The organism is Bordetella saccharivorans (assembly GCF_045862855.1).
GTDB lineage: Bacteria > Pseudomonadota > Gammaproteobacteria > Burkholderiales > Burkholderiaceae_B > Bordetella_A > Bordetella_A petrii_F.
Map to the genome: position 1 here is coordinate 2,726,898 of NZ_BAAFZO010000001.1, position 25,225 is coordinate 2,752,122.

Annotated in this window: 23 protein-coding genes; 12 read left to right on the top strand and 11 right to left on the bottom strand. The window is 70.1% G+C overall.

The window, feature by feature from the left end; genetic code table 11:
- Position 1 precedes the first annotated feature (1 nt).
- The 7 genes from gmhB to hisD form a co-directional block, all read right to left on the bottom strand.
- The gene (gmhB, locus tag ACKTT0_RS13045; RefSeq protein WP_407850299.1) at positions 2–541 is read right to left on the bottom strand and encodes a D-glycero-beta-D-manno-heptose 1,7-bisphosphate 7-phosphatase; all 540 of its coding nucleotides are present in this window, start codon (positions 539–541) and stop codon (positions 2–4) included.
- Positions 538–2,676, bottom strand: coding sequence for a glycine--tRNA ligase subunit beta (gene glyS, locus ACKTT0_RS13050; RefSeq protein ID WP_407850300.1), 2,139 nt, complete (start codon positions 2,674–2,676; stop codon positions 538–540). The genes gmhB and glyS overlap by 4 nt, the downstream gene beginning before the upstream one ends.
- Positions 2,677–3,585, bottom strand: a complete 909-nt coding sequence (glyQ, locus tag ACKTT0_RS13055; RefSeq protein WP_028356740.1) for a glycine--tRNA ligase subunit alpha — start codon at positions 3,583–3,585, stop codon at positions 2,677–2,679.
- Positions 3,586–3,733: 148 nt separating this feature from the next.
- Positions 3,734–4,282, bottom strand: coding sequence for a cupin domain-containing protein (locus ACKTT0_RS13060; protein ID WP_407850301.1), 549 nt, complete (start codon positions 4,280–4,282; stop codon positions 3,734–3,736).
- A gap of 59 nt (positions 4,283–4,341) precedes the next feature.
- Positions 4,342–5,844 carry a M81 family metallopeptidase gene (locus tag ACKTT0_RS13065; RefSeq protein WP_407850302.1) on the bottom strand — a complete coding sequence of 501 codons (1,503 nt, stop codon included), beginning with the start codon at positions 5,842–5,844 and terminating at the stop codon, positions 4,342–4,344.
- A 26-nt stretch (positions 5,845–5,870) separates the two neighbouring features.
- Complete coding sequence (locus ACKTT0_RS13070) at positions 5,871–6,812, bottom strand: Bug family tripartite tricarboxylate transporter substrate binding protein (protein ID WP_407852424.1); 942 nt, start codon at positions 6,810–6,812, stop codon at positions 5,871–5,873.
- Between the two features lie 102 nt (positions 6,813–6,914).
- Positions 6,915–8,180 (bottom strand): histidinol dehydrogenase, encoded by a 1,266-nt coding sequence (hisD, locus tag ACKTT0_RS13075; RefSeq protein WP_407850303.1) that lies wholly within the window; start codon positions 8,178–8,180, stop codon positions 6,915–6,917.
- A 132-nt stretch (positions 8,181–8,312) separates the two neighbouring features.
- Here hisD and gcvA point away from each other — a divergent pair, with 132 nt between their 5' ends.
- The 6 genes from gcvA to ACKTT0_RS13105 all read left to right on the top strand — a co-directional run bounded on the left by gcvA (position 8,313) and on the right by ACKTT0_RS13105 (position 14,432).
- On the top strand, positions 8,313–9,221 hold the full coding sequence (gene gcvA, locus ACKTT0_RS13080) for a transcriptional regulator GcvA (protein ID WP_407852425.1): 909 nt from the start codon (positions 8,313–8,315) through the stop codon (positions 9,219–9,221).
- 111 nt (positions 9,222–9,332) lie between these two features.
- Positions 9,333–9,803, top strand: a complete 471-nt coding sequence (locus ACKTT0_RS13085) for a RidA family protein (protein WP_407850304.1) — start codon at positions 9,333–9,335, stop codon at positions 9,801–9,803.
- A gap of 17 nt (positions 9,804–9,820) precedes the next feature.
- Positions 9,821–11,020, top strand: coding sequence for an aminotransferase class V-fold PLP-dependent enzyme (locus tag ACKTT0_RS13090; protein WP_407850305.1), 1,200 nt, complete (start codon positions 9,821–9,823; stop codon positions 11,018–11,020).
- A gap of 155 nt (positions 11,021–11,175) precedes the next feature.
- On the top strand, positions 11,176–11,943 hold the full coding sequence (locus ACKTT0_RS13095) for a crotonase/enoyl-CoA hydratase family protein (protein ID WP_407850306.1): 768 nt from the start codon (positions 11,176–11,178) through the stop codon (positions 11,941–11,943).
- Between the two features lie 142 nt (positions 11,944–12,085).
- Positions 12,086–13,609, top strand: a complete 1,524-nt coding sequence (locus ACKTT0_RS13100) for a fumarate hydratase (protein WP_407850307.1) — start codon at positions 12,086–12,088, stop codon at positions 13,607–13,609.
- A 112-nt stretch (positions 13,610–13,721) separates the two neighbouring features.
- Positions 13,722–14,432, top strand: coding sequence for a class I SAM-dependent methyltransferase (locus tag ACKTT0_RS13105; protein WP_407850308.1), 711 nt, complete (start codon positions 13,722–13,724; stop codon positions 14,430–14,432).
- Positions 14,433–14,435: 3 nt separating this feature from the next.
- Here ACKTT0_RS13105 and ACKTT0_RS13110 read toward each other — a convergent pair whose 3' ends face one another.
- Complete coding sequence (locus ACKTT0_RS13110) at positions 14,436–14,951, bottom strand: GNAT family N-acetyltransferase (protein ID WP_407850309.1); 516 nt, start codon at positions 14,949–14,951, stop codon at positions 14,436–14,438.
- A gap of 58 nt (positions 14,952–15,009) precedes the next feature.
- On the opposite strand from ACKTT0_RS13110, the gene ACKTT0_RS13115 reads away from it, so the two are divergent.
- The 3 genes from ACKTT0_RS13115 to mnmH all read left to right on the top strand — a co-directional run bounded on the left by ACKTT0_RS13115 (position 15,010) and on the right by mnmH (position 18,032).
- Positions 15,010–15,810 (top strand): AadA family aminoglycoside 3''-O-nucleotidyltransferase, encoded by an 801-nt coding sequence (locus ACKTT0_RS13115; RefSeq protein ID WP_407850310.1) that lies wholly within the window; start codon positions 15,010–15,012, stop codon positions 15,808–15,810.
- Between the two features lie 75 nt (positions 15,811–15,885).
- A complete protein-coding gene (gene selD, locus ACKTT0_RS13120) occupies positions 15,886–16,920 on the top strand; it encodes a selenide, water dikinase SelD (RefSeq protein ID WP_407850311.1) in 1,035 nt (344 codons plus the stop codon).
- A gap of 14 nt (positions 16,921–16,934) precedes the next feature.
- A complete protein-coding gene (gene mnmH, locus ACKTT0_RS13125; RefSeq protein WP_407850312.1) occupies positions 16,935–18,032 on the top strand; it encodes a tRNA 2-selenouridine(34) synthase MnmH in 1,098 nt (365 codons plus the stop codon).
- Positions 18,033–18,090: 58 nt separating this feature from the next.
- Here mnmH and ACKTT0_RS13130 read toward each other — a convergent pair whose 3' ends face one another.
- Together ACKTT0_RS13130 and ACKTT0_RS13135 are read right to left on the bottom strand one after the other, a co-directional pair.
- On the bottom strand, positions 18,091–18,699 hold the full coding sequence (locus tag ACKTT0_RS13130) for a cysteine hydrolase family protein (protein WP_407850313.1): 609 nt from the start codon (positions 18,697–18,699) through the stop codon (positions 18,091–18,093).
- A gap of 1 nt (position 18,700) precedes the next feature.
- Positions 18,701–19,045, bottom strand: coding sequence for a hypothetical protein (locus ACKTT0_RS13135; protein ID WP_407850314.1), 345 nt, complete (start codon positions 19,043–19,045; stop codon positions 18,701–18,703).
- 290 nt (positions 19,046–19,335) lie between these two features.
- On the opposite strand from ACKTT0_RS13135, the gene ACKTT0_RS13140 reads away from it, so the two are divergent.
- From ACKTT0_RS13140 to ACKTT0_RS13150, 3 genes are all read left to right on the top strand, one after another.
- Entirely contained in the window at positions 19,336–19,947 is a 612-nt protein-coding gene (locus tag ACKTT0_RS13140; RefSeq protein WP_407850315.1) for a glutathione S-transferase family protein, read from the top strand.
- Between the two features lie 47 nt (positions 19,948–19,994).
- On the top strand, positions 19,995–22,061 hold the full coding sequence (locus ACKTT0_RS13145) for a 2Fe-2S iron-sulfur cluster-binding protein (RefSeq protein WP_407850316.1): 2,067 nt from the start codon (positions 19,995–19,997) through the stop codon (positions 22,059–22,061).
- A gap of 73 nt (positions 22,062–22,134) precedes the next feature.
- Positions 22,135–23,013 (top strand): LysR family transcriptional regulator, encoded by an 879-nt coding sequence (locus tag ACKTT0_RS13150; protein WP_407850317.1) that lies wholly within the window; start codon positions 22,135–22,137, stop codon positions 23,011–23,013.
- Between the two features lie 67 nt (positions 23,014–23,080).
- On the opposite strand, the gene ACKTT0_RS13155 is transcribed toward ACKTT0_RS13150, so the two are convergent.
- On the bottom strand, positions 23,081–25,207 hold the full coding sequence (locus ACKTT0_RS13155; RefSeq protein WP_407850318.1) for a bifunctional 2',3'-cyclic-nucleotide 2'-phosphodiesterase/3'-nucleotidase: 2,127 nt from the start codon (positions 25,205–25,207) through the stop codon (positions 23,081–23,083).
- Positions 25,208–25,225 lie beyond the last annotated feature (18 nt).

The following is a 25,225-nucleotide window of genomic DNA, read 5'->3' on the forward strand; positions in this document are numbered from 1 at the left end:
GTCAGGCTTCCTGTAGCAGGGCGTCGGCGACGGCCGACAGGTCGGCGGCGATGCGGGTGCCGGCCGGCAGGCCGCCCTTGTCGCGCGTCTTGATGCCGTTGCCGGTGAGCACCAGCCAGGGCGCGCAGCCGGCCGCGGCGGCCGCCTGCAGGTCGCGCAGCGAGTCGCCCACCGCCGGCACGCCGGCCAGGTCGGCATCATAGCGGCTGGCGATGTCATGGTACATGCCGGGCAGCGGCTTGCGACAGGCGCAGCCGTCGGCGGGGCCGTGCGGGCACAGGAAGATGGCGTCGATGATGCCGCCCGCCTGCATCAGCTCGCGGTGCAGCTTGGCATGGATGGCGTTCAGCGTGGCCATGTCGAACAGGCCGCGCGCCAGGCCGGACTGGTTGCTGGCCACCACCACGGTGTAGCCGGCCTGCGACAGGCGCGCGATGGCCGCCAGGCTGCCGGGCAGGGCGATCCATTCGTCGGGATTCTTGACGAAGGCGTCGCTGTCCTGGTTGATGACGCCGTCGCGGTCGAGGATGATGAGCTTCACTGTGCCAGCCTGGAGATGTCGGCCACCTGGTTCATCAGGCCGTGCAGTTGGGCCAGCAAGGCCAGCCGGTTGGCGCGCACGGCGGGGTCGTCGGCCATCACCATGACGTCGGCGAAGAAAGCGTCGACCGGTTCGCGCGCCTGGGCCAGCGTACTGAGGCTGCCGGCGAAGTCGCCGGCCTGCAGCTGTGCCTCGGCCTGCGGGCGCAGCCGGGCGACCGCGGCGGCCAGGGCCTGTTCGGCGGGCTCCGCCAGGCGGGCGGCGTCGACCGCGCCGATCTCGCCTTCGGCCTTCTTGAGCAGGTTGCCGATGCGCTTGTTGGCGGCTGCCAGGCTGGCGGCCTCGGGCAACTGGCCGAAGGCGGTGACGGCGCGCACGCGGGCGGCCGCCTGGTGCAGCGGCGGCGCCAGCGCGATCACGGCGTCGACCGCGTTGCGGTCGAAATCGGCGGCCAGCTGGTTGCGGTAGCGTTCGTACACGAAGGCGCGCACTTCGTCCGCTGTCGCGGGCGCGATCTTGCCGGCCGGGAAGGTGCCGGCGGCCAGCGCCAGCAGGCCGTCGAGCGACAGGGGGCCGTCGGCGCTGGCGGCCAGCAGGCCGCCCGCCGCCAATTGTTCGAACGCGCTGATCAAGCCCAGCGCGGCGCGCCGCAGGCCGAAGGGGTCGCGTTCGCCGGTGGGCGCCAGGCCGATGCCCCAGATGCCGACCAGGGTCTCGGCGCGCTCGGCGATGAACAGGATGGCCGCGGTCAGCGTGTCGGCGGCGACCGGGGCGTCCAGGCGGATGCGGTACTGGTCGCGCAGCGCCCGCACCACGTCGGCGGGCTCGCCGTCGCCGGCGGCGTAGTAGGCGCCCATGATGCCTTGCAGCTCGGGGAATTCGCCCACCATGTTGGTGCCGAGGTCCGCCTTGGCCAGCAGGGCGGCGCGGTCGGCCGCGGCGGCGTCGCCGCCCAGCAGCGCCGCCACGCCGCGCGCGATGGCGCGCACGCGCTCGACGCGCTCGAGCTGGGTGCCGAGCTTGTTGTGGTAGACGATGTTGCCCAGTTGTTCCACGCGCGCGGCCAGCGGGGTCTTGCGGTCGGTGTCGAAGAAGAACTGCGCGTCGGCCAGGCGCGGACGCACCACGCGCTGGTTGCCTTCGACGATGTTGGCCGGGTCGTCGACCTGCATGTTGCTGACGATCAGGAAACGGTGCGTCAGCTTGCCGGTGGCCGGGTCGAACAGCGGGAAGTACTTCTGGTTCAGCCGCATGGTGAGGATCAGGCATTCCTGCGGGACCTGCAGGAATTGCTCGTCGAACTGGCCCACGTACACGGTGGGGTGTTCGACCAGCGCCGTGACTTCATCCAGCAGGGCGGCCACCTCGGGGTCGTCGCCCAGCGTGGCGCCCAGGCGGGCGGCGTGGTCCTGCAACTGGCGGTCGATCCCGGCGCGGCGCGTTTCGAACGAGGCCACCACGCGGCCCTGTTCGGCCAGCGCGGTCTCGTAGGCATCGGCGGCGGGGAAGTCGATGGGGGCGTCGGCCATGAAGCGGTGCCCCAGGGTGCGGCGGCCGGCCTGCAGGCCCAGCGCCGCGACCGGCACCACGTCGGCGCCGTGCAGCGCCACCAGGCCGTGCGCGGGGCGCACGAATTTCACGGTGGTGACGCCGTCGGCCAGCTGGTAGCGCATGACCTTGGGAATGGGCAGGCCGTCGATCGCGGCCTGCAAGCCTTCCTGCAGGCCGTCGGCCAGCCTGGCGCCAGCGGCCGTGCCGCGCGCCACCAGGTAGTCCTGCTTGCCGTCGGATTCGCGCGCCAGCGCGGCCGGGTCGGCGCCTTCCAGGCCCTTGGCGGCCAGTTTCTTCAAGAGGGCGGGCGTGGGCTTGCCGTCGGCGTCCAGGCCCACTTTCACGGGCATGAGCTTTTCGGCGTAGGCCTGGTCGGGCGCCTGGCCCAGCACGGCCGACAGGCGCACCGCCAGGCGGCGCGGCGTGGCGTAGGGCACGGCCTGGCAGCCTTCGGCCAGCAGGCCGTGGCGGCCGAGCGTGGCGCGCACGCCTTCGGCGAAGGCCTGGCCCAGCTTCTGCAGGGCCTTGGGCGGGAGTTCTTCGGTCAGCAGTTCGACCAGCAGGGGGCGGGTGTTCGTCGTCATTCAGGCAGCCTCCCCGGCGCGGTTGGTGGCCAGCATGGGGAAGCCCAGTCGTTCACGGGAGTCGTAATAGGCCTGCGCCACCGCGCGCGACAGGTTGCGGATGCGGCCGATGTAGGCGGCGCGCTCGGTCACGCTGATGGCGCCGCGCGCGTCGAGCAGGTTGAAGGTATGGGCGGCCTTCAGGGTGGCTTCGTAGGCGGGCAGCGCCAGCGGCACGTCCATCAGGCGCCTGGCCTCGGCCTCGTAGTCGTTGAAGTGCGCGAACAGCATGTCGGCCGAGGCGTGCTCGAAGTTGTAGGTCGACTGCTCGACCTCGTTCTGGTGGAACACGTCGCGGTACAGCACGCGGTTGCCGTGCGCGCCTTCGGTCCAGACCAGGTCGTAGACGCTTTCCACGCCCTGCAGGTACATGGCCAGGCGTTCCAGGCCGTAGGTGATTTCGCCGGTGGTGGGGGTGCAGTCCAGGCCGCCCACTTGCTGGAAGTAGGTGAACTGGGTGACCTCCATGCCGTTGAGCCAGACTTCCCAGCCCAGGCCCCAGGCGCCCAGCGTGGGGTTTTCCCAGTCGTCTTCGACGAAGCGGATGTCGTGCCGGGCCGGATCGATGCCCAGCGCCTTCAGCGAGCCGATGTACAGGTCCAGGATTTCCGGCGGCGCGGGCTTGAGCACCACCTGGTATTGGTAGTAGTGCTGCAGGCGGTTGGGGTTCTCGCCGTAGCGGCCGTCCTTGGGGCGGCGCGAGGGCTGCACATAGGCGGCGCGCCAGGGTTCCGGACCGATGGCGCGCAGGAACGTGGCGGTGTGCGAGGTGCCGGCGCCGACTTCCATGTCGTAGGGCTGCAGCAGGGCGCAGCCCTGCTTGTCCCAGTATTCCTGGAGCGTGAGGATGATTTGCTGAAAAGTGAGCATAGGTTCTTGGAATTCGGAGCGCGCCGGCCTGCCTGGGCCGGCCGGCGCGGGCGGCCCGGGAGTTCCTGGCGCGGGAAACCGGCCATTTTAACTGGCCCCGGCGGCGGGCGGGGCGACGGGCCGCGCGGCGGGGACGGATCCGACCGGTTCAGTAGGTGGGCGGCGTCACCGCGCTGACGATTTCGCCCACGCCTTCGCCGACGTTGCGGAAACGGTGCGGCGTGCGGCTGTCGAAATAATAAGCGTCGCCGGCCCGCAGCACGCGGGTCTTGTCGCCCACCGTGACCTCGATGGCGCCGGCGGTCACCAGGCCGGCCTCCTGGGCGTTGTGGCTGAACAGCTCGCCGGTGTCGGTGCCCGGCGCATAGCGCTCCTGCATCATCAGCATGGCGCGGTTGGGAAAGCGGCTGCCGATCATCCGGTACGAGATCGTGCTGGTCTTGCCGATTTCGAGCAGGTCTTCCGGGCCGTAGAACGGCGATTCGGCCACCAGCAGCCGGCTGCTGGAGAAAAAGCCCACGATGGTGGTGCCCAGGGCGTCGAGCACCGCGGCCAGCGTATCGAGCGACGGGCTGATCTTGTCGCGCTCGATCAGCGAGATCGAGGCATGCGACACGCCCGAGCGCTGCGCGACCTCGCGAATGCCGAGCCCGCGCCGGCGACGTAATTCCCTGATATCTGCCCCGATTCTCGGCATGGCGTGGTCCTCCCCGGATAGCCTCGACCGCCAGGATACACGCCCGCGCGCATCGCGCATCAGCCGCGCGGCAAGGTGTCCAGGTCGACCGCCCGCGGCTGGAAGTCGAGGGCGTCCAGCGGGTAGAGCGGACGGGCCCGCGCGAACGGCAGGCGCTCGGGGTGATAACCGGTCAGCCCCGGGGTTTCGGCGCAGGCGCAGGCGCCCAGCGTGTCGAAGGCCAGCTTGAAGTGATAGCCGGACTTCACCACGATGATGTCGGCCGCGTCCAGGTCGATGCCGGCGTCCAGGTAGCAGCCGGGGTCCTGCGACATGACCGCGTCCTGGGTGATCAGCAGGTCGTAGCGTGGCTGGCGCAGTACGGCATGCGGCCCCAGGCGCAAGGTGGCGCCGCGCATGAACACGCCGCGGTTGCGGAAGACGCCATCGCCCAGCACCGCGACGCGCCCCTGCACCGGCAGGGCCGGGCAGCCGGGGCTGTAGGCGCCGCCCGCCGCGAACGCGACCTCGGCGCCCACGCCGGCGCGCTGGCAGCGCGCCAGGGCGGCCGGGTCGGTGACGATCGCGGCGATGCGTTTGTCGGTCAGGGCCAGGCAGCGCTCCAGCACGTGCATGCTGTCGCCCGGGCCGCCGGCCAGTACGCGGTCGCCGAAATCGCCGATCACCAGCTTGCCGGCATGGCGCGGGTGGGCGCGCAGCAGCGTCGCCACGTCTGGCAGCGCATGCACGTAGCGGTCGCGCTCGTCCCACAGCGTCCGCGCCAGGTCGAGCGCCAGGCGGCGCGCCGGTGCGCGCGCGCCCGCGCGGGCGTAGACGGCCACTGTCTGGCCCACGCCCGGGCCGTCGATGAACGGATTGACGTTGAACACCGACACGTCCAGCAGGCCCTCGCCGGATGCCACGGCGGCGGCGGCCCGCGCATGCAGGGCGGCCAGCGGGCCGCGGGCCGTCTCGTCGTTGCCGCGCGTCAGCATGGGCACGTGCACGCTGACGCCGATGGGGCGTTCGCCGCTATCGAGCATATGCAGCAGTTGCGCGGCCACGCGCTCGCCGGTGGCGGCGGCGTCGCCGTGCGGGTTGGTCTTGTAGGCCGAGGCGAAATCCAACTGGCCCAGCATCGCGGGGACCGCATGCCCGTGCAGGTCGAAACCCGCCACGATGGGCATCGCCGGCCCGACGATGCGGCGCAGCCGCGCCAGCAGGTCGGCCTCGGCGCTGTCCAGGCTGGCGGTCTGCATGCACCCATGCAGGCACAGGGCGATGGCGTCGTAGCCGCCGCCAGCGGCGACCGCCAGGATGCCGTCGCGCAGCCTGGCATAGGCCGCGTCCTCGACCCGGCCGCCGGGCCGGGCGCGCGCCGCCAGCGTCGGCACGGGCTGGCAGCCGCGCGCCCGCAGGGTGCGCAGAATGCCGCCCAGCACCGAATCGGCGGCCGCGTTGGCGGCCAGCATCGCCGGGCCTTCCTCGATCTCGAACGCCGCCAGCGGCGTGGCGACCGGCGTGAACCCGTGCGTTTCCTGGAACAGCTGCGCCACCAGGACGCGGTAGGGCGAACTCGGCATGGCCGGTCTCCGTGCAGGCCGCGGGCCTATTTCAGGTTGATGTGGGCGCGCTCGGCGGTCTGGCGCTGCTTGTCGATCTCGGCCGCGAGCTCGGCGGCGAATTCGCGTGGCGGATTGCCGACCGGCACCGCCGAGAAGCCGGCCAGCCGTTCCTTGACGTCCGGCATGGCGAGCACCTGGCGGACCGCTTCGTAGATGCGCTGCACGATCTCGTCGGGCGTCCCCTTGGGGGCGACCAGGCCGAACCACGACGCGTCATTCACCTCGGGCACGCCCGCTTCGGCGAAGGTCGGCACGTCGGGCAGCGCTTCCAGGCGCTGCGGATACGCGACCGCCAACGCCTTGAGATCGCCATTGCGGATGAACGGCAGCGACGAGGGCAGGTTGTCGAACACGGCCGCAATTTGTCCGCCCAGGGCATCCTGCAGCGCCGGGCTGGAGCCGCGGTAGGGCACGTGCATCATTTCCGTGCCGGTGCTCAGCTTGAACAGTTCGCCCATCATGTTGGCCTCGGAGCCCGCTCCCGCCGAGCCATAGGCGTAGTGGCCGGGCTGGCTCTTGAGCAGCGCGATGAACGACTGCATGTCGGTGGCGGGCACCTTGGGGCTGATGGTCAGCACATTGGGCACCGAGGCCAGGCGCGTGATGGCCACCAGGTCGCGGGTGACGTCGTATGGGATATCGTCGTAGACCACGGGCGTGACCGCGTGCGAACTGACCGTGGCGATGCCCAGCGTGTAGCCGTCGGGTTCGGCGCGGATCACGAATTCGCTGCCGATGCGGCCAGCCGCGCCGCTGCGGTTCTCGACCACCACCGATTGCTGCAGCAGCTTGCCCAGTGGATCGGCGATGGTGCGGGCCAGCACGTCGGTGGTGCCGCCGGGCGGGAACGGCACCACCAGCTTGATTGGGCGCGACGGATAGGGCTGCTGGGCCTGGGAGGGCCCGGCGAGGGCGGCGGTGGCCATGAGCAGGCCGGCGAGTAGCGTGTGCAGTTTCAATTTGTTCCCCTTGTGTGCGGATGATAGGTGGCGAGGGCGCCGGCTCCGCCGGCCGGCGCCCGGCGGCTGTCAGCCGAGCCGCAGCGCGGCGGCGCGGCGGTGGCCTTCCATGCCTTCGGTCCGGCTCTGGCGCACCGCCGGCGGCGCGACCGCCGCCACGCCGCGCTGGTCCAGCCATTGGTGGGTGCAGACCTTCAGGAACGATCCCACCCACAGGCCGCCGGTATAGCGGCCGGCGCCCATGGTCGGCAGCGTATGGTTGGTGCCGCAGCATTTGTCCGAATACACCACGCTGGCCAGCGTGCCGATGAACAGCGAACCGTAGTTGCGCAGCTTCAGGCTGGTGGCGTGCGGGTCGCGGGTGTGCACTTGCAGGTGCTCCGCCGCCACCTGGTCGGAATAGGCCAGCATGGCCGCCTCGTCGGCGCACAGCGCGATCTCGCCGTAGTCATGCCAGGCGCGGCCCGCCACGTCGGCGGTGGGCAGGTCCTGCAATTGGCGCTGCACCGCGGCCAGCGTGGCGCGCGCCAGCGGCTCGCTGGTGGTGATCAGGCCCACGCGGGTGCGCACGTCGTGCTCGGCCTGGGCCAGCAGGTCGGTGGCGATCATGTCGGGGTCGCCCGTCTCGTCGGCCACCACGAAGATCTCGCTCGGCCCGGCCAGCTGATCGATGCCGACTTCGCCGAAGACCTGGCGCTTGGCTTCGTTCACATAGGCGTTGCCGGGCCCGACGATCTTGTCCACGGCCGGGATCGATTCCGTGCCGCAGGCCATGGCGGCGATGGCCTGGGCGCCGCCCACCAGGAAGATGCGGTCGGCGCCGGACAGGTGGCAGCCGGCGATCATGGCCGGATGGGCGCCCGGCGGCAGGCAGGCGATCACTTCTTCGCAGCCCGCCACCTTGGCCGGCACGATGGTCATCACCGGCGCCGACAGGATCGGATAGCGTCCGCCCGGCACATAGGCGCCGATGCGCTGCACCGGAATGACGCGATGGCCCAGGTGCAGGCCCGGCAGCGGCTCGACCTCGAGCGGCAGCACGGTCGCCAGCTGCGCCTCGGCGAAGGCGCGCACCCGCTCGATGGCGAACTCGGTGTCCTGGCGCGTTTGCGCGTCCAGGTCGGCCACGGCCCGCAGGCGCGCGTCCATGCCGACTTCCAGCACGGGCGTGTCCTGGCGGTCGAATTTGAGGGAATACTCGCGCACGGCGGCGTCGCCGCGGGCGCGCACCTGGGCGATGATCTCGCGCACGGTGTCCTCGATGGCGCCGACGCTGTCCTGGGCGCGGGCGGCGGGCGACTTGATGTAGGTGGGAGTGGCGGGGGCAGTGGGCATGAATACTCTCGAATGATGGAATGACTGGCGACAGCGGCCACTATACGAGCGCCAAGCCCCGCAAATTCATGCCCGCGCAGAGGTGGTCAAGATATTGAACGCGCTACCATGGCGTTTTTGCGCCGCCAGTCCATGGACCCCTTGCGCCACTTGCCCCCGCTGACGACGCTGCGCGCCTTCGAGGCGGTCGGCCGGCACTTGAGTTTCAGCCGCGCCGCCGACGAATTGTTCGTCACCCAGAGCGCGGTCAGCCACCAGATCAACAAGCTCGAGCGCGAGCTGGGCGGGCCCTTGTTCGTGCGCCGGACCCGCGCCATCGCTTTCACGCCGCGCGGCCAGGCTTACTACGACCAGGTGCGCGCCGCCCTGGAACTGCTGGCGCGGGCCACGCGGCAGGCGCGCGCGCCGCAGCGCGCCGAGGCGCAGTTGAAGGTCGGCCTGCTGGCTTCGTTCGCGGCGCGCTGGCTGGTGCCGCGCCTGCCGGCGTTCACGCGCGCGCATCCCGGCATCAGCCTGCAACTGGTGCCGGACATCGGCCTGGCCGACGTGGCCGCGGGCGACGTGAACCTGGCCATCCGCTACGGGCGGGGACACTGGCCCGACGCGCACCTGGTCAAGCTGATGCCCGAGCGCCTGGCGCCGGTCTGCGCGCCGGGCCTGCTGGGGCGGCGGCGCCAGCTCAAGTCGCTGGACGACTTGCTGCGCCATCCGCTGCTGGTCTCGCATTCGCGCCATCCCTTCGAATGGGAAATCTGGTCGCAAGCCCACGGCGTGGACCTGTCCGGCGCCCGCACCCTGCACCTGCACGACTACAACATCGTGATCGAGGCCGCGCTGGGCGGGCAGGGCATCGCCATGGGCCGGCATCGGCTGGTCCAGCCGCTGCTCGCCGCCGGCGCGCTGGTGCTGCCCGCGCCGCACGCCGTCTATGAGGATCCGGACATCGGCTGGTGGCTGGTGTTGCCGCGCACGGCGCTGCCGGAGCCGGCCGCCGCCTTTTGCCAATGGGTGCAGGCCGAGGCCGCGCGGCGGCCCGAGTGAGCGGCATGTATGAATGGCATTGATGCGTGGGCCGCCATTTTTCATTCGCCAAAGCCGCCGCGGGACGGCTAGGATGAGGCCTGTATTGTTTTCATCGCAGAGGTAGCCAGCATGTCTTCGACCATTTCCGCCCGCGTCCAGTCCCTCGGCCTGACTCTCGAGCCGGCCGCCGGCCCGGCCGCCAACTACGTATCCAAAGTGCAAACGGGGGACCTGCTGTTCATTTCCGGGCAGGTGCCGCGCCGCAACGGCGAGGCGGTGTTCCTGGGCCGGGTCGGCGACACCCTCAGCGAGGAAGAGGGCCGCCAGGCCGCGCGCCAGGCGGCGCTGTGCGTGCTGGCGCAACTGGCCGACGCGGTCGGCGACGACCTGGCGCGCGTGGCGCGCGTAGTGCGGCTGGGCGTGTTCGTCGCCTGCCCGCCGGATTTCCAGCGCCAGAGCACGGTGGCCGATGGCGCTTCCGACCTGATGGTCGACGTGCTGGGCGACGCGGGTCGCCACGCCCGCACTGCGGTGGGCGTCGCCTCGCTGCCGCGCGGCGTGGCCGTCGAGGTCGAGGCCATCGTGCAGATCAAGCCCTAGCCGCGCGGGAGCCGCCCATGCCGCAAGCCACATTGACCGACGCCGACGTGGCGCGGCTGCGCCGCGCCACGCCCGGGATCGACCAGGTCCTGCATTTCAACCATGCCGGCGCATCCCTGCCGTCCGCCGCCACGGTGCAGGCGGTGGTGGAGCATCTGCAGCGCGAGGCCGCCAGCGGGCCGATGGAAGCCGCCCAGGCGGCCCAGGACAGCGTGACCGCGGCGCGCCAGCGGGCCGCCCGCCTGCTCGGCGCGCAGCCGGACGAAGTGGCTTTCGCTTCCGGCTGTTCCGATGCCTGGGGCCGCGCCTTCGCGGCCCTGGGGCCGTGGCGGCCGGGCGACCGCATCCTGGTGGGCCGCTCGGAATGGGGCGGCAACCTGGCCACCCTGCAGCAGGTCGCCGGGCGGGCCGGCGCCAGCATCGAGGCGATTCCCTGCGACGCGGCCGGCCGCGCCGCGCCGGATGCGCTGCAGGCCATGCTGGACGAGCGCGTGCGCCTGATCTCCCTGACCTGGCTGCCGGCCAATGGCGGCCTGATCAACCCGGCCGCCGCCATTGGCGCGGTGGCGCGCCGCCACGGCATTCCCTATATCGTCGACGCGGCGCAGGCCCTGGGGCAGTTGCCCATCGACGTACGTGCCGTCGGCTGCGATGTGCTGGTGGCGCCGGTGCGCAAGCACCTGCGCGGCCCGCGCGGCCTGAGCCTGCTGTACGTGCGCGACGATTTCGCCGGGCGGCTGGCCCCGGCGTTCGTGGACACCTCGTCCGCGCCGGTGGATGCCGACGGCGTATCGGCGCTGCGCGGTGGCGCGCGCCGCCTGGAAACCAGCGAACAGCCGGTGGCGCTGGTCTGCGGCCTGGCCAATGCCCTGCAAGAGGCACTGGACCTGGGCGTGGCGTCGATCCGCGCGCGCATCGACGCCAACGCGGGCGCGTTGCGCGAGCGGCTGGCGTCCTTGCCCGGCGTGGCGCTGCACGACCTGGGCGAGGAGCGTTCCGCGCTGGTGTCGTTCAATGTGGATGGCATGGCCGGGCCGGAGGTGCGCGCCGCGCTGGCGGCGCAAGGCATCAACATTTCCGCCAACGGCATCCCCTACACGCCGCTCGACATGCGGGCGCGCGGGCTTGTGGCGGTGGCGCGGGCGGCGGTCAGCTACCTGACGACCGCAGATGAAATCGACCGGCTGGTGGCCGCGGTGCGCGCGCTGGCGAAATAGGCGCCACCCGGGGGGGCACGGCGCTTCCGCGCCTGGTCAATATTGTGACCACCGCCGCCCGCACGGCGGGCCGGCGCCGATGGTCGTATCATTCGGTTATCCCCCAAGTCTTATAGATAACCCAGGCCCCAGAGACAGGCCAGAAGGAGTCCCGCATGTCCGAGCTGATCAAGGTAGACGTCGTCGATGGCATCCAGGTCATCACCATCAACCGCCCCGAAGCCAAGAACGCCATCAACCTGGAGACCGCGCAGGCCATGGCCGCCGCGCTCGAGCAGCTCGACAGCCGCGATGACGTGCGCATCGGCATCCTGACCGGCGCCGGCGGCACGTTTTCGTCGGGCATGGACCTGAAAGCCTTCGCGCAGAGCGGCCAGCGCCCGCTCATCCCCGGCCGCGGCTTCGCCGGCCTGAACGAACGGCCGCCGCGCAAGCCGCTGATCGCCGCCGTGGAAGGCTACGCCCTGGCCGGCGGTTGCGAGATGGCCCTGGCGGCCGACCTGATCGTGGCCGCCAGCAACGCCAAGTTCGGCCTGCCGGAAGTCAAGCGCGGCCTGGTGGCCGGCTCCGGCGGCATGCTGCGCCTGCCGCGCCGCCTGCCGTACCACATCGCCATGGAAGTGATCCTGACCGGCGACATGCTCAGCGCCGAGCGCGCCCACGGCTACGGGCTGGTCAACCACCTGACCGAGCCCGGCAAGGCGCTGGACGGCGCCCTGGAACTGGCGCGCGTCATCGTCGAAAACGGCCCCCTGGCCGTGCAGACCGCCAAGAGCATCGTGGCCCAGGCCACCGACTGGGAACAAGAGGGCATGTTCGACCGCCAGCGGCCCCTGATCGCGCACATTTTCACCTCCGCCGACGCCAAGGAGGGCGCCACCGCCTTCGCCGAAAAGCGCAAGCCCGTGTGGCAGGGCAAATAGCCCTTGCCCCGGCTGGTCATAAAATAACCCGTCGATCGCGCGCGGCCGGCTCGCCCGGCCGCGCGTCTTGCCGCCGCGCCGCGGGCCCCGCACGGGGTTTTTCCCGGTTTCCGTTTTCCATTCGCTTTCCGTTCATACCGCCATGTCCGTCCTCATCAAAGAAGAAGACTTCATCCAGTCTATCGCCGATGGCATCCAGTTCATCAGCTACTACCATCCCGTCGACTACATCCGCCACCTGGCGCGCGCCTACGAGCGCGAGGAAAGCCCGGCCGCGCGCGACGCCATGGCGCAGATCCTCACCAACTCGCGCATGTGCGCCGAGGGCAAGCGGCCGCTGTGCCAGGACACCGGCATCGTCAACGTGTTCCTGAAGATCGGCATGGACGTGCGCTTCGACACCCGCCGCACCCTGCAGGAACTGTGCGACGAAGGCGTGCGCCGCGGCTACACCAACCCGGACAACCCGCTGCGCGCCTCGGTGCTGGACGACCCGCTGTTCGCCCGCAAGAACACCCGCGACAACACCCCCTGTATCCTGCACGTCGAACTGGTGCCCGGCGCCAAGGTCGACGTGCAGATCGCCTCCAAGGGCGGCGGCTCGGAAAACAAGTCGAAGTTCGTCATGCTCAACCCGAGCGACTCGCTGGTCGACTGGGTGCTCAAGACCGTGCCCACCATGGGCGCCGGCTGGTGCCCGCCGGGCATGCTGGGCATCGGCGTCGGCGGCACCGCCGAGAAAGCCATGCTGATGGCCAAGCAGTCGCTCATGGACGACATCGACATGTACGAGCTGCTCGAGCGCGGCCCGCAGAACAAGCTCGAAGAGCTGCGCATCGAGCTCTACGAGAAGGTCAACGCGCTGGGCATCGGCGCGCAGGGCCTGGGCGGCCTGACCACCGTGCTCGATGTCAAGATCAACACCTTCCCCACCCACGCGGCCTCCAAGCCGGTGGCGATGATCCCCAACTGCGCGGCCACGCGCCACGCCCACTTCGAGCTCGACGGCTCGGGCCCGGCGCGGCTCGACCCGCCGGCCCTGTCCGAGTGGCCCGAAGTGCATTGGGCGCCCGACTACAACAAGTCGAAGCAGGTCGACCTGAACACGCTCACCCGCGAGGAAGTGGCCAGCTGGAAGCCCGGCCAGACCCTGCTGCTGTCGGGCAAGATGCTCACCGGCCGCGACGCCGCGCACAAGCGCATCCAGGACATGCTGGCCAAGGGCGAGAAGCTGCCGGTGGATTTCACCAACCGCGTCATCTACTACGTGGGCCCGGTCGACCCGGTGCGCGACGAAGTGGTCGGCCCGGCCGGCCCCACCACCGCCACCCGCATGGACAAGTTCACCGACATGATGCTGGCGCAGACCGGCCTGATCGCCATGATCGGCAAGTCCGAGCGCGGCCCGGTCGCCATCGAGGCCATCCGCGAGCACCAGTCGGCCTACCTGATGGCCGTCGGGGGGGCCGCCTACCTGGTGTCCAAGGCCATTCGCCAGGCCCGCGTGCTGGCCTTCGAGGACCTGGGCATGGAAGCCATCTACGAATTCGACGTGAAGGACATGCCGGTCACCGTCGCGGTCGACGCGCAAGGCACCTCGGTGCACACCACCGGCCCGCGCGAATGGCAGGCCCGCATCGGCAAGATCCCGGTCGCGGTCGCCTGATATCGCTGGTATATCGACCGGGCGGCGGCCGCCCGGTGGCCTTGCGCGCTTGGTGATGTAACCTGGGTTGGGTACATTCAGGGTTCTGTAAGCAACCCGTGTCCCGCCCAGCATGCGCACCAAGCCTTATTATCCCGTCGTGCTGTCCATCCTGCGCCAGCACGGCGCCCGCGTCGTGCTGGACATGCCTTGCGGCAGCGGCTGGCTGGGGCAGGCGGTGGCCGCCGGCAAGCTCCAGCTCGACGCGCTCGACGGCCTGGGCCTGTGGGAATTCCCCGCCGCCGAACTGCCGTACCGGCAGGTGCGCGAACACGATCTCGACACCCCGCTGGCCGGCGCCGCCGGCTACGACGCCATCGTCTGCGCCGAGGCCATCCACCTGCTGCGCAACCCCGGCCTGATGCTGGACGGCGCATTCCGCGCCCTGCGTCCCGGCGGCCGGCTCATCCTGACCACTCCCAACACCTGGCGCGTGGGTTCGCGGCTGGCCTACCTGACCCGCGGCTTCCATTATGGGTTCAGCCCCATGGTGGGCAAGCGCCGCGGCGACTACGTCACCTATGTGCCGTGGTCATTCCCACAATTGCATTTGTTCCTGGCGCACCAGGGGTTCGGCGAGATCGTGCTGCACGAGGTGGATGAGCCCAAGCCCAAGTACCTGGTCGAGCACCTGGCCGGCCTGCCGGCGCGCGCGTACTGCCGCTCGCGCGAGCGCGCCGCGCCGTCCGCGGACGAGCGCGACTACTGGCGCCAGGCCGGCGGCCGGCAGGCGCTGTATGGTCGCTGGCTGGTGATGTCGGCGCGGCGGCCACCGCAGGGCTGAGCCTCACGCGGCCGGCATGCGCAGCGCCATCAGGATCTCGTCGTAGTAACGGCCGTCGATCTTCAAGGCGCGCGGTTCGCGCCCATAGCTTTCGAACCCCAGCTTGCGGTACAACGCGTACGCCGCCGTGTTGGAGGCCTCGACGGTCAGCAGCAGGGTGTCCAGCCGGCCCGTTGCATAGTCGATCAGTTCCCGGACCAGGGCCTGCCCCAGGCCGGCGCCGCGCGCCTCCGGATGCACGAAGACGCCCACGATGGTGCCCTTGTGCCGGGTCTTGCGGCCCTGTTCCAAGTAAATGCCGGCGGTGCCGCACAGGCGTTCGCCCCGCCAGCCGCCCAGCATGGGTTGATTCGCCAGGCGCGCGGCAAACCATTCGACCGGGCGGACGCTTTCTTCTTCCCATGAGCTGCCAAAGGCCGTAGGGTGGGTTTGCAGCGCTTCCAGCCGCAGCCGGCGGTAGGTGGCCGCGTCCTGTGCGTCAAGGCGGCGAATGGCGAAGGGATGCTGCATGGGGGGCATGGTGTGCGTCCGGTTCCGGGCTGTGGTAAAGATGACGGAATCCGTACCATACCGCACCATGCCCGCATCCATTCCCGCCGAGATCATCCCGCAACTGGCGCGCGCCCGCGCGATCCTCGACCGCCACCTGGGCGGCGCGTTGCAAGCCCTCTACCTGTTCGGTTCGGCCGTCGACGGGGGCCTGCGGCCCCAGAGCGATATCGATTTGCTGGCGCTGGTCGGCGCCGCGCCGGACGAGCCGGTCCGGCGCGCGCTGATGCTGGATCTGCTGGACGTGTCCGCCTGGCCCGGCACCGATCCGGCATGCCGCGCGCTCGAAGTCACGGTGCTGGCCCGCGACGCGGTGCTGCCCTGGCGCCACCCCGCGCGGCGCGAGCTGCAGTTCGGCGAGTGGCTGCGCGACGATCTGCGCGCCGGCACGTTCGAGCCGCCCATGGAAGACCATGACCTGGCGATCCTGTTGACCAAGGTCCGGCAGCACAGCATCAGCTTGCTGGGCCCACCGGCGCACGAGCTGTTCGCGCCGGTCCCGCCGGCGGATTTCGCCCAGGCGCTGGCCGATACCATCGCCCAATGGAACGAGCCGGCCGACTGGCGGGACGAGGAGCGCCATATCGTGCTGGCGCTGGCGCGCATCTGGTTCAGCGTGGTGACCGGCAAGATCGCGGCCAAGGACACGGCCGCCGCCTGGGCGCTGCAACGCCTGCCCGTGGCGCATCGTGCGGTGCTGGCCCAGGCGCGCGACGCCTACCTGGGCCGCGCCGCCGACGAGCTGGCGGCGCGGCCCGACCAGGTCGCGGCATTCATCCACTACCTCAAGGCCGCGATCCGGCGCGCGGCCGGGTCGCCGGGCGCCTGACCCATGCCCGCGGCAGGCGGCTCCCCGCGGGCGCCTGGACTAGAATCCTTCCCATCAGCTTGTGACCGAATCCTCATGAATTCCCCCATCCGCCTTACCCAGTACAGCCACGGCGCCGGCTGCGGCTGCAAGATCTCGCCCAAGGTGCTGGAAGTGATCCTGGCCGGCAGCGGCGCCCAGAACCTGGACCCCCGGCTCTGGGTGGGCAACGCCTCGCGCGACGATGCGGCCGTCTACGGCCTGGACGACCAGCGCGGCGTGGTCTCGACCACCGACTTCTTCATGCCCATCGTCGACGACCCGTTCGACTTCGGCCGCATCGCCGCCACCAATGCCATCAGCGACATCTACGCCATGGGCGGCGACCCGCTGCTGGCCATCGCCATCCTGGGCTGGCCCGTCAACCTGCTGCCGCCCGAGGTCGCGCGCGAAGTGGTGCGTGGCGGCCGCGCCGCCTGCGATGACGCCGGCATCCCGCTGGCCGGCGGCCATTCGATCGACGCGCCGGAACCGATCTTCGGCCTGGCCGTCACCGGCGTGGTCGACAAGGCGCGCCTGAAACGCAACGACACCGCTACCGCCGGCTGCAGGCTCTATCTGACCAAGCCGCTGGGCATCGGCATCCTGACCACCGCCGAGAAGAAATCCCGGCTGCGTCCGGAGGACGCCAACCTGGCGCGCGACTGGATGTGCACCTTGAACCGGCCCGGCAGCCGTTTCGGCCGCCTGGCCGGCGTGCGGGCCATGACCGACGTCACCGGCTTCGGGCTGCTGGGCCACCTGGTCGAGATGGCCGACGGCAGCGGCCTGACCGCCCGCATCGTCTTCGACGACGTGCCGCGCCTGCCCGGCGTCGAACACTACCTGGCCGCAGGCTGCGTGCCGGGCGGCACCGCGCGCAACTACGACAGCTACGGCGAGCGCATCGCGCCCATCGGCCAGGACCGCATCAACCTGCTGTGCGACCCGCAGACCAGCGGCGGGCTGCTGGTGGCCGTGGCGCCCGAAGGCGAGGCCGAGTTCCTGGGCGTGGCCGCCGAGCTGGGCCTGGACTTGCGCGCCATTGGCGAACTGGTGCCGCGGCAGCGCCACGCTGTCGAAGTGCTGTGACGGCCCGGACGGCCATGCGCGACGACACCGCCGACTACCGCGCGCTGTTCCTCGGCGACGTCCCGTTGCTGGATACCCGCGCGCCGGTCGAATTCAGCAAGGGCGCCTTCCCCGGCGCCGTCAACCTGCCGCTGATGAACGACAGCGAACGGCAGCAAGTCGGTCTCTGCTACAAGCAGCGCGGCCAGGACGCCGCGATCGCGCTGGGGCACCAACTGGTCAGCGGCGCCGTCAAGGCCGAACGCATCGCCGCCTGGGCCGGCTTCGCGCGCGCCCACCCCCACGGCTACCTGTACTGCTTCCGTGGCGGCCTGCGCTCGCAGATCACGCAGGCCTGGCTGCGGGACGAAGCCGGCATTGCCTACCCGCGCATCATCGGCGGCTACAAGGCGATGCGCGGCTTCCTCCTGGAAACACTGGAGCGGGCCGTGGCCGAATGCCGCCTGGTGGTGTTGGGCGGCATGACCGGCACCGGCAAGACCGACGTGCTGCGCCGGCTGGACCACGGGCTGGACCTGGAAGCGCATGCCCATCATCGCGGCTCCAGCTTCGGCAAGCACGCCACCGCGCAGCCGGCGCAGATCGATTTCGAGAACCGGCTGGCCATCGATATCCTCAAGAAGCGGGCCGCCGGGCACGCCTGGTTCGTGCTGGAAGACGAAAGCCACTGCATCGGCAGTTGCAGCGTGCCTGTCGGCCTGTTCCAGGCCATGCAGCGCAGCCCGGTGGTGTGGCTCGAAGACAGCCTGCACAACCGGGTGGAGCGGATCCTGCGCGACTATGTCGTCGAATTGTGCGCGGAGTTTGTCCAGGTGCATGGCGCCGAACACGGCTTCGACCTGTTCGGCGAACGGCTGCGGCAGAGCCTGGACAATATCGCCAGGCGCCTGGGCGGCGAGCGCCACGCGCGCTTGCGGGCGATCATGGACAGCGCGCTGGCCGAGCAGCGGCGCAGCGGGGCAGTGGCACGGCACCGCGACTGGATCGAAGGGCTGCTGGTGGAATATTACGACCCGATGTACGGGTACCAGCGCAAGTCCAAGGCGGACAGGATCGGGTTCGTGGGAGAGCTCGAGGAAGTGGTCGCGTATTTGCGGGGCGCGCGCCGATAGACGGCAAGGGGAGGGGCGCCGGGGGCCTTGGCCGCGCTGAAAGAGGCCTGGGCAGGCCCTAGCCCTGGTCCAGCAGCAGCACGGCCTCGGCCAGCGACAGCACGGTCGTGCGCGACTCGAACGCGGTGGAAAAAAGATGCTCGTGCACGACCTGGTCCGGGTCGTAGCAGCAATCCTTGACGGTAAACAGGCGAAAATCCGCGTCGCTCGCATGCGCGACCGAGGACAGCACCACGCCGGTCGACGCGATGCCCGCCATGAGCAGCGTATCGATGCCTCGCGCGCCAAGTCGCGCCTGCAGGTCGGTGCCGTAGAACACGCTGGCGCGATGCGCGAGGATGACCGGCTCGTCGGCCCGCCGGTCGAGTTCCGGCGAAATATGGTCGTCGACGAACAGCCCCAGCTGCTTCATCCCCTGTCCGTTCTTGTTCAACGGACTGACTTCCGGATACCCCGGGCTGAAATGGATCTTGGCAAAGTAAACGCCGACGCCCCGGCGCCGTGCCGCATCGCAGAGCTTGCGTGTATTGGCGAGCAGGAGCGGCGCCACCGCGGGAAACAGCCGTAGGATGTCGGTCTGGTAGTGCATCACCAGCAACGCGGTCTGCCCCGGCACGATGGCCGGGGCAGGTGTGGCCGCGCGCGGTTCGGCAGGAGGGCGCGCCACCTCAGTCGCGGTGACGCCAGTGATGCTTGTCGCCGCGATGCTTGTAGTGGCCCCGGTAGCCGGCCCGCTTGTAATAGTGGTCGCGGCCGCGGTCGCGATCCCAGTGGCGGCGGTGGCGGCCGCGGTCGTCGTCATCGGTGATGACGTGCCCCAGGACGCCGCCGGCGGCGGCGCCGCCCAGCGTGATCCAGGGGTCGCCGTCCGACAGCAATGCGCCGGCTACGCCGCCCAGTCCGGCGCCGATGATCGCGTTGCGACCCTGCTCGTCGGCCAGCGCCGAAGTGCTGATGCCAAATGCCAGCATGCCCGCCAGAGCGGCTTGAGTGATTCGTTTGGTGATGTTCATGATTATTCTCCTGTGCCCGGCCGTCCCTGCGACGCAGCCAGACAGATACGGCGGGTTGAACTGGAAATCGCCCGCCTCGCAAGCAAGTTAGCATCGGGCGCCTGTGTCAGTCCCGCAGACTGGGCTACGGTGTGTATAAACTGTTTCAGTCGCTTTCTCCCCACGGGGCGCCGGATTATTCCGGTAAGTGGAATGATGAAATAACAAAACTATGGATTCTGTATTTCGATAGACCTTATTAATCTTCGGGAACGGTACGGCGCTGGGCCGTCCACTCTCGGAGATGCCTCATGAAGCTCTATCACCATTCGCTTTCCGGCCACGCCCATCGCGCCCGCCTGTTCCTGTCCCTGCTCGGGCTGCCGCACGAACTGGTCGAAGTCGACCTGGCGTCCGGCGCGCACAAGACGGCCGGTTTCCTGGCGCTCAATCCGTTCGGGCAGGTGCCCGTGCTGGACGACCACGGCACGGTGGTGGCCGATTCCAACGCCATCCTGGTTTATCTCGCCAAGAAGGCCGGCCGGACCGACTGGTTGCCCGAAGATCCGCAGGGCGCCGCGGCCGTGCAGCGCTGGCTGTCGGTCGCCGCCGGCGAGATCGCGTACGGCCCCGCCGCGGCGCGCCTGGTCACGGTGTTCGGCGCCACATTCAACGCCGCCGAAGTGATCGCCCGGGCGCACGCGATTCTCGGCAAGCTGGAGAGCCACCTGGCCGCGCGCGAATGGCTGGCGGGTGCGCACCCGACCATCGCGGATGTGGCCATCTACAGCTACGTGGCGCGGGCGCCGGAAGGGAATGTCGACCTGGCCGGTTACCCGGCGGTCAACGCCTTCTTGCGCCGGGTCGAGGCGCTGCCGGGCTTTGCGCCATTCATCCGCACGCCCGCCGGCCTGGCGGCCTGAAGCGGCCGCCCGGACGCGCCCTTTCATTCATCGCCAAGGACACTGACATGGCCGGGAAACTGCCGAAGCTGCCCGCCTGGCACGCGGGCGAGACCTACCTCCAGGAGCAGATCGGCGTCGCCGACCGCATGCGCGCCGTCGGCCAGCGGGTCGTGCGCGACTACATGCCCGACCAGCATCGCGAGTTCTACGCGCAACTGCCTTTTATCGTGCTGGGCAGCGTCGATGGCATCGGCGACGCGTGGGCCACTATGCTGTCGGGCAGGCCCGGCTTCATGGCGTCGCCGACGCCGACGACCCTGGACATTGCCGCCCAGGCAGGCGCCGGCGACCCGGCGGGCGCCGGCCTGCAGGCCGGCGCGCCCGTCGGGCTGCTCGGCATCGAAATGCACACCCGGCGCCGCAACCGGATGAACGGCATCGTCAGCCATGCCGGCAGCGGCCTGCGCGTCGAGGTGGACCAGAGCTTCGGCAATTGCCCGCGCTATATCCAGCTGCGCGATTGGCATTTTGCACGCGACCCGCAACAGCCCTTCGCCGCGCCGCGGGAGGACCTGCCCGCGCTGGACCCCGCGGCCCGCGCCATGATCGAGGCCGCCGATGCGTTCTTCGTCGCCTCGTATGCCGACCGGGCCGAGCGCCGGCAGGTCGATGTCTCGCATCGCGGCGGCAAGGCGGGCTTTGTGCGCGTGAGCGACGACGGCCTGCTGACCATCCCGGATTTCGACGGCAACCTGTTCTTCGCCACGCTAGGCAATTTCGTCCTCAATGGCAAGGCGGGGCTCATCTTCGTCGATTACGAACGCGGCGACGTGCTGCAGATGACGGGCGACGCGGCCGTCCTGCTGGATTCGCCGGAGATCGCCGCATTCCAGGGAGCCGAGCGTCTCTGGACCTTCCGCGCGCGCTGCATCGTGCGGCGTCGCGGCGCGCTGGCGCTGCGGTGGCGGTTCCAGCAGGACGGCTGGTCGCCCAATTCGCTGATGACCGGCGATTGGGCACAAGCGGCCGGCCGGCTGCGCGCGGGCGAACTGGCCGGGCGCTGGCGGCCTTTCACCGTCGCGCGGATTGTCGACGAGAGCGCCTCGATCCGCTCGTTTCATCTGCGGCCCGCCGATGGCCTGGGCCTGCCGGCGCACGAGGCGGGCCAGCACTTGCCTGTCCGCGTGACGCCGCCCGGCGCGGCCGCGCCGGCCGTGCGCGCCTACAGCCTGTCGGTCGCCCCGTCCGATGATGCCTATCGCATCAGCGTCAAGCGCGGGGGGGCGATCTCGCGGCATTTGCATGAACACATCCAGGTGGGCGACATCATCGAAGCCGGCGCGCCGGCCGGCGGATTCACCCTGGACGCGCGCGCGCGGCGTCCCGCGGTGCTGCTTGCCGGGGGCGTCGGCATTACGCCCATGCTGGCCATGCTGCGCCACGTCGTCCATGAAGGGCTGCGCAAGCAGCGCGTGCGCCCGACCATCTTGTTCCAGGCCGCCCGCACCAAGGCCGACCGTCCCTTCGATGCCGAGCTGTCCGGGTTGGCGGCCGCGGCGCGAGGCGCGGTCAGGCTGGTGCGCGTGCTCAGCGACTCCGCCGGCGCCGAGGCCGGCCGCGATTATGACGCCGTCGGCCGCATCGACATGGCGCTGCTGACGCGCTTCCTGGCGTTCGACGACTACGACTTCTACCTGTGCGGGCCGCCCGGGTTCATGCAGGCGCTGTACGAAGGCCTCAGGGGCTATGGCGTCGCCGACTGCCGCATCCATGCCGAATCGTTCGGGCCGGCGTCGCTGACGCGCGGCGCCGAAGTCGCGGCCGACGCGCCCGCGCGCCGGCCCGCTTCCGCTGTCCCGGTCTCCGTCGCCTTCCTGGAATCCCTGAAGGAAGCGCGCTGGACGCCCGGCTCGGGCTCCTTGCTCGAGCTCGCGGAGGCGCGCGGGCTGGCGCCGGCGTTCGGCTGCCGGGCGGGCTCTTGCGGAACCTGCCGCACCAGGCTGCTCAAGGGGGAAGTGACCTACACCGGGGAACCCACCGCCAGGGTGGCCGACGGCGAGGTTCTGATCTGCTGCGCCGTGCCGGCCCGGCAAGAAGGCGCATCGCCCGGACCGGTCCACCTTGCTCTCTGACCCGCGGGCGGGGCCGCCCCGGTATTCTGATGGACGTAACATAGGCAGCACATCGGAATGCGGGAGGCCTTGGGTGGATCGCTGGCAGGCAATGCGGATTTTCGTAAAGGTGGCGGAAACGGGCAGTTTCGCCGCTTCGGCGCGCCAGCTGCATATGAGCCCGCCGGCGGTGACCCGGGCGATCGCCGCCCTGGAGGACGCGATCGGCGCGCGCCTGTTCGTGCGCACGACCCGTTCGGTGAAGCTGACGGAGCCGGGCAGGCGCTACCTGGATGACTGCAAGCGGATCCTGGCGGACATTGTCGAAGCCGAGGCCGCGGCGGCGGGGTCCTATGCGGCGCCGTCCGGCACGCTGGCCATTACCGCATCAGTGCTGTTCGGCCAGATGTACGTGCTGCCCATCCTGCACGAATTCCTGAAGCGCCATCCCGCGGTGAACGGCAGGGTCTTGTTCGTGGACCGGCCGGTCAACCTGGTCGACGAGGGCATCGACGTCGCGATCCGGATCGGGCGCCTGCCGGATTCCGGGTTTGCGGCGATCCAGGTCGGCACGATGCGCCGGGTGGTGTGCGGGGCGCCGGCCTATTTCCAGGAATACGGCGTGCCCGGGACGCCGGCGGACCTGAAGGGCCATCGCATCGCGGCATCCACCGGCGCGTGGGGCTCGCCGGAATGGCGCTTCGCCGGCGACCAGCGCGTGACGATCCAGAATTGGCTGCAATCCAATAACAACGAAGTGGCCATCGCGACTGCCCTGGCCGGCCTGGCCCTGACCCGGGTGTTGCATTACCAGGTCGAGCCGGCCCTACGCGACGGCAGGCTGCAGATCGTGCTCGCCGAGCACGAAGAACCGCCTTTGCCCATCCACGTGCTGTATCCCGAGGGACGGCAGGCGCCGGCCAAAGTCAGGGCCTTCGTGGATCTGGCGGTTGCGATGTTGCGGGGGAAGTGAGCGGCGCGCGTTGCGGGCGGTTGCGCGGGGGCCGGCACAGGCCGGCCCCCGCGCCCGCCCCGGGGCGTCAGTTCGCCTGCGACAGGTCGATGCGGTAGACCGCGCGGCCTTCGCCCGAGCCGTCGTCGGCGGCCGCCAGGCTGATGCCGGTCAGGCCGGCGGCCTGCGCCACGCCGAGCGCGTCCTTGCCCGACTTGAACAGCACGGCTCCGGCGACCCGCACCGGGGTGAACCGCCAGCTGCGGGCGGAACCATTGGCGGCGCGCGTGATCTGCGGGTGGTCCTTGATGTAGTTGATCACCACGTCGCGATTCGCGTCGGGCGAGGCATAGACGATGTCGAACGCCTTGCCTTCGCCGAGGATATAGCGCGCGCTGCTTTCGGCCCGATAGTTGTTGGTGGCGACGATGAAGTCCAGGCCCTCCACCGGCGCGCCGCGATAGCTCAGGTTCTTGATGCGGCTGCCCGGGGGCTGGGTGACGTCGATCTCGTAGCGCAGGTCGGGCGTGGTGAACATGTCGAAGTTATACCCGGCGAAGGCGGACTGGCCCTCCGGCACCTGGCCGGTCTTGGTGTCCTTGATCAGCCACTGGTCCTGCGCGGCGGCGGGATCGATCTGGTTGAAGCGCAGCGCGGCGTTTTCCAGCCAGAGCTTGAGTTCCGCGCCGGTGACCTTCACTGCATAGACAGTGTTGGGGTACAGGTAGAGGTCGGCGGCGTGGTAGATGGCCAGCGGGCCCGCGGCAACGTCGGTGTAGTCGCCGCCGCCCTGGAAGCCGGCCTTGAAGGGCGCGCTGATCGACAGCACCGGCAGGCCGGCGTATTGCGGCAGGTTGGCCGCCACATAGTCGCTCACATAGGCTTGCTGGGCCTGGTTCACCAACTGGATCGCGGCCGGGTCGCCGACGTCGGCGAACAGCGTGCTCATGCGGAAGTCCGAGGTGCCGATGGGCGTCTTGACGTACTCCACCGCGGCTTCGTGCTGGGTCTGCACCGAGGCCGCCACGGCCGCGTCGGGCTCGACATACCGGGTATTGCCGGCGGCGTCGACGGTCTGGATGCTGCGCACCTCGGCCTGCGTCTGCGACTTGTCCACCTGCCAGGCCTTGCCGTCCCAGCGCAGCGTGTAGTCGATCACGCCCAGGCCCTTGCCCCAGGAGCTGGCCATGACCGCCGGTACGCCATGCACGGTGCCCGCCGCGTTGTCCACGCCGGCATAGTCGTAGGCCGGCCGGGCGCCGCGGTCCGGGAACACGCCATGCTGGTGCCCCATGACCAGGCCGTCGATGCCGGGAACCTGCGCCACGTACAGGCCGGGGTTCTCCATGTCGGGCGAGTAGCCGGCATCGCTCATGCCGCCGTGCAGCAACACCAGCACCAAGTCGGCGCCCGCGGCGCGCGCCTGGGCGACCTGGGCGGCCGCGGCTTCGCGGCCGCCGCTCACCGTGACCTTGCCTTCCAGGTAGCGCTTGTCCCAGTTCATGATGCCGGGCGTGGTCAGGCCGACCACGCCGATCTTGATCGGCAGGCTGACCGGATCCCCGTCGTCCTGGGTGGCCTTGAGCTCGCGCTCGAGGATGACGTAGGGCGGCAGCAGCTCCTTGCCGCTGGCGACACTCTGCACGTTCGCCAGCGTCATCGGGAAGCCGGGGCCGGCGCACTTCACGCTGGCGTCCACGCCTTCCACCTCCAGGCCGCCGCCGAGGACCTGGTTGAGGAAGGGCAGGCCGTAGTTGAATTCATGGTTGCCCAGCGTGCCGGCGTCGTATTTCAGCACCGCCATGGCCTGGTACATGGAGGACTGGCTGGTGCACGGAATGGGCGCCACCTGGGCTTCGTAGTCGGCCAGGGCGGTGCCCTGGATGGTGTCGCCGTTGTCGACCAGCAGCGTATTGGGAAATTCCTGGCGCGCGGCGCGTATCAGCGTGGCGGTCCGCTCGAAGCCATAGCTGGGGTCGTCGGCCAGCTTGAAATAGTCATAGCTGCGCACGTTGAAGTGCAGGTCGGTAGTCGCCAGCAACGCCAGGTTGGCGGTAGCGCTTTCCTGTTGCGCGGGTGGCGGCGCCGCGCCGTTGTCGTCGTCGGAATCGTCGTCGCTATTGCTGCAGCCGGCCAGGGAACCTGCCAGGAACAGCGCCAGCAGTATTCGCGGAACGCGTCTGCGGCGATCGAGCAACGGCATGCGCACGGACATCGGAAACTCCTCAATTCG